Raw genomic sequence first — 4,375 nt, 5'->3', positions numbered from 1 at the left:
CCCGAGGACATCGTGCTGCTGAGAGAGATCCGCGACGCCTTGAGGAGATGAGCTGCCGAGCCGGGCACGGGCTTTCGCTCGCACCCGACCCGATGCGGTGCCCACCGTGACGCAAACGTTCGCCCAGTCCGCCCTGCAAGCCGCCGCCCTGCGCATCGAAGGGGTGGTGAGTGCGGCTGCCGAGCGGCTGGCCGAGACATTGGCGCTCGCCGCCCCACCCTTCGGCAGTTCGCGGCAAGACATCACTCTCTTGCAAGGCGACCTGCAACGATGCCTGCCGGCTTTCAACCACGATTTCGCCGCCGCCCTGCGCGAGCGAATGTCGGATGATGCCGCGCAGCACAGCGACGCGCGCCGCACCATGCCGGCCACCACCAACTGGGAGGCGCTGAGCCTCGTCGGCGACGCCGAGGTCGATGCGCGCGTCAACACCGACCGTCTCAGCATGGAGCTGGCGCACGAATGCGAATGGGAGCTGCGCGAGCTCGACGGTTATGTCGGTGCCTTGCTGCAGAGCGGCCGGCGTGCGCCTGAGCACAACCCCCTGCGCACCGAGGTGGTCGCTCGCGCCTTGCTGACGGCAATACAGACTGTCAGCACCGAAGCCAGCCCGCGAAAGATTCTCGCGCGCGAGTTCGGCCGGGTGCTGGCGCCGGCCATGCGCGCCTGTTATGCAGCCATCGTGGCCGATCTGCGCGAGCAAGGCGTGCGCACCACGGGCCTGGAGATGCGCGCCATGCAGGGACCGGGCTATGACCTGCCGCCGCGCGACTCCGCCGGCCATTCGAGCCGGGGCACCGACCCCGGCCCGGCGCAGGGCTCGGACAACCGCGAGCTTCGGGGCGACGCGCGGTCGGTGCGCTCGCAGCAGTCAGGCTCGGGCGTTGCACCGGGCCCTTCTCGAGGGCGGCAAGAGGACGGCGCCGTGGACGGGGACGTGCCCCAACGGCACGGCAGCGACGCGCAGATGCTGGAGATGCTGCGCCGGCTGGCCTTTGCAAGTGGCGGTGCGCCGGACTCCGCTTTTCCCCTGTCCGGCGCGCCGACGGGTGCAAGCGACCCCGGCGCCTCCGGTATGCCCGATGCGGCCGGTGTGCACAGCGTGTCAGGCGGTGCCAGCGGCGCCGCAAGCCACGCCGGTGCAATCAGCGGGTTGATGCACGTCAACCTGATCCGTCAGCACCGCGAAGAGCTGGTGCGCGCGTCGGGCGGCGCGCTCGACCACATGGTGATCGACGTGGTCAGCGCCATGTTCGATCACTTGCTGTCCGACAGCAAGGTGCCGCCGCAGCTGGCGCGCCAGATCGCACGGCTGCAGATGCCCGTGCTGCGCGCTGCGCTGAAGGACATGGGCTTCTTCAGTTCGCGCCGCCATCCGGTGCGCCGTTTCGTCAACCGCATCGCTTCGCTGGCCGCGGCCTACGAAGACCTGGACCAGGGCCCGGGCCGCGATTTCATCGAGCGCGTGCGCTCGCTGGTACAGGAGATCGTCGAAGGCGACTTCGACCAGATGGACCTGTATGAATCCAAGCTGCAGACCCTCGAGTCATTGATTCAGGAGCAAAGCCGCCGAGACGTCGGCTCGCATGCGCAGGCCGCTGCCCTGCTCGACGGCCGGGAGACCCAGCTGCGCATCCAGCAACGCTACATGCTCCAGCTGCGCAGCCATCTCGAGCCGCTGGAACTGCCCGATTACCTGCGCGATTTCCTGTCGCAGGTGTGGAGTCAGGTGCAGGTTCAGGTGTCCAGCGCCACCGGCACGAAGGAGCTGGTGCAGCGCATGAACGGCGCCGCGCAGGAGCTGGTGCTCAGCATTCAGCCCAAGGGCGAGCCGCAGTTGCGCAAGGGCTTCTTGCTCAAGTTGCCGCAGTTGATGAAGGATCTGAACGACGGCCTGACGCTGATCCGCTGGCCCGAGCCGGCGCGCAAGGAGTTCTTCGCCCGACTGCTTCCGGCCCACGCCAATTCGCTGAAAGCGCCGCCGCTGACCGACTTCGAGCAACGCCAGCTCAAGTTCAAGCTCGAGCAGATGGCCAAGGTGGTGATTCCCACGGAGCAGGATCTGGGGTCGAGCGCGCCGACGCCGCTGCCTGCAGCCGAGCAGCACGCCGCGCCGCTGCAGTTCTCGGCCCAGGAGGTCGAACAAACCGGCTTGATCGAGGAAAGTGCGGTCGACTGGAACGGCGAAGTCGACATCGACCTCGGCGAGAGCGATGCCAACCCGTCCACCGGCAGCAGCGCGGTCGATATCGAGCTCGAGGCCGAGGCCCAGGATGAGCAACGCGCCGAAGGGGCGCCACCGACACACGGGCCGCAACTCATTCACCACGTGCAGACAGGCATCGCCTACCGCATGCTGCTCGAGGGCCGCTGGCAGCGGGTGCGGCTGAGCTGGGTCAGCCCGCAGCGGGCGTTTTTCGTGTTCACCCACGGCAAGGCGCACGAGAAAACGCTGTCGACGACCGCACGCATGCTGACGCGAATGTGCGAAACCGAGCGCTTCCGCAGTTTCGAGCAGGCCGAGCTGATCGAGCGCGCCACCGCCCGTGCGCGCAAGCAGCTCGCCCAGCTCACGGCCGCGAGCCGGCTCGGCTCGCTCGGCAGCCGGCACGGCGGGCTGGGCAGCCGCCAGTAACGGCTTCAGAGGCAACGGCTGCGCGGCCGCGCTCCGGATCTCGGGTGCCTTGGCCATCGCCACGGCGGCCACATCCTCGCCACGAGGGAGTCCTCATTCGCTCAAGCGGCGAGCCATTTCCCCGGCCGCGATCATGCTGGACGGGTCGGCACGTCCGGTGCCGGCCAGATCGAATGCGGTCCCGTGGTCCGGGCTGGTGCGCACGAAGGGCAGTCCCAGGGTCACGTTGACGCCACGCTCGACGCCCAGGTACTTGACGGGAATCAAGCCTTGGTCGTGGTACATCGCGACGACGAGATCGAATTCGCCCGGATGCTCGGACGTGTTGCGGGCGCGCATGAAGACCGTGTCGGGCGCGAACGGGCCGCGCGCGTCGATGCCTTCTCGGCGCGCCGCCTCGATGGCCGGCGCAATGAAGCGCTGCTCCTCGTCGCCGAACAACCCGCCTTCGCCGGCATGAGGATTGAGCCCGGCCACGGCGATACGCGGCCGTGGTTGACCCCAGCGCGCCGCGCTCGCATGGGCGATGCGCAGGGTTTCGAGCACCGCCTCGACGGTGACCGCCTCGATCGCCCGGCGCAGCGAAACGTGGATGCTGACCAGCACCGTTTTCAACTCTTCGTTGGCCAGCATCATGCGCACCGGGCAAGCCGGCCCTCCGCCCGCGGCTTCGGCCTGCAAAAGCTCGGTATGCCCGGGGTAAAGCTCGCCCGCCGCGGCCAGCGCTTCCTTGTGGATCGGCGCGGTGACGATCGCCGCGACCTCACCGCGGCGAGCGAGCGCAACCGCGGCGCGGATGCAGGCCGCTGCCGCCGCACCGGCCCGCGCGTCGACGCGCCCGTAGGGCAGTTGCGCCAGGCCTCGCGGCAGGCCTGCGAGCGGTAACACCAGCACGCAGCGCGGCGGCAAGCTCAGCGCATCGGCGGGGCACTCGATGGCGATGACGGGAAGACTCACCCCCTGCGCAACGGCGACCACCGCAGCGGCCCGCCGCAACACCGCGATGTCGCCCATCACGAAACCGCCGGGCAACGCGCCGCGCGCCAGCGCCATCGCGGCGATCTCCGGCCCGATCCCGCAGGCATCGCCCATCGTGAGCGCCAAAGGAGTGGCGGTCATGGCGCCCACCCGCACGCTTCGCGCCGATCGCCGAAGGGAACAGAGTCAGCGGGTCGAAGGCTCGGGCGTGCGTTCATGCCGGATTGTCGATGTCGATGAACTCGTGCTCGAGATCGAACAGCTGCGCCAGATGGGCGCCGAGCGCCTTTGCGCCGTAGCGTTCGGTCGCGTGGTGGCCGCAGGCGTAGAAAGCCACGCCCGTCTCGCGCGCGATGTGGGCTTGCGGCTCGGAGATCTCGCCGGTCAGGAAGGCATCTGCGCCCGCCGCGATAGCCGCCTCGAAATAGCCCTGTGCGCCGCCCGTGCACCAGGCCACGCGGCGGATCGGGCGGGCGTCGCCCTCCACCACCACGGGCGCACGCCCGAGGCGGAACTGGATCAGCGCCGAGAGCGCTGCGCCGGTGAGCGGCTGCGGCGGGCGGCCGACGAAGCCGAGCTGCTGCTCGCCGAAGCGGCCTTCAGTCGCAAACTTGAGCTTGGCGCCGAGCTGAGCGTTGTTGCCGTGCTCAGGATGCGCGTCAAGCGGAAGGTGGTAGGCGAAGAGACTGAGGTCGTGCTGCAGCAGCGTGGCGATGCGCCGCTTCAGCCAGCCGGTCACCCGGCCGTCCTGATTGCGCCAGA

General features: G+C 69.2%; 3 protein-coding genes. 1 reads left to right on the top strand and 2 read right to left on the bottom strand.

The features are described from left to right. Positions 1-97: 97 nt before the first annotated feature. Positions 98-2,635: a DUF1631 family protein gene (locus tag H0W38_RS17400; RefSeq protein ID WP_292456401.1), complete on the top strand. Its 2,538-nt coding sequence runs from the start codon at positions 98-100 to the stop codon at positions 2,633-2,635. A gap of 93 nt (positions 2,636-2,728) precedes the next feature. Here H0W38_RS17400 and pdxA read toward each other — a convergent pair whose 3' ends face one another. Further along, positions 2,729-3,754: a 4-hydroxythreonine-4-phosphate dehydrogenase PdxA gene (pdxA, locus tag H0W38_RS17395; protein WP_292456398.1), complete on the bottom strand. Its 1,026-nt coding sequence runs from the start codon at positions 3,752-3,754 to the stop codon at positions 2,729-2,731. A gap of 73 nt (positions 3,755-3,827) precedes the next feature. Beyond that, a partial coding sequence (locus H0W38_RS17390) for a Nif3-like dinuclear metal center hexameric protein (RefSeq protein WP_292456396.1) occupies positions 3,828-4,375 on the bottom strand: 548 nt, incomplete at its 5' end.

The organism is Methylibium sp. (assembly GCF_013817365.1).
Lineage (GTDB): Bacteria > Pseudomonadota > Gammaproteobacteria > Burkholderiales > Burkholderiaceae_C > Methylibium.
Note: the sequence above shows the minus strand (reverse complement) of the source record. Positions and strands in the feature narration are given on the sequence as shown.

Bases quoted from the DNA above. Each gene is read 5' to 3' on its own strand.
- pdxA (WP_292456398.1), bottom strand. From the start codon at position 3,754: ATGACCGCCACTCCTTTGGCGCTCACGATGGGCGATGCCTGCGGGATC.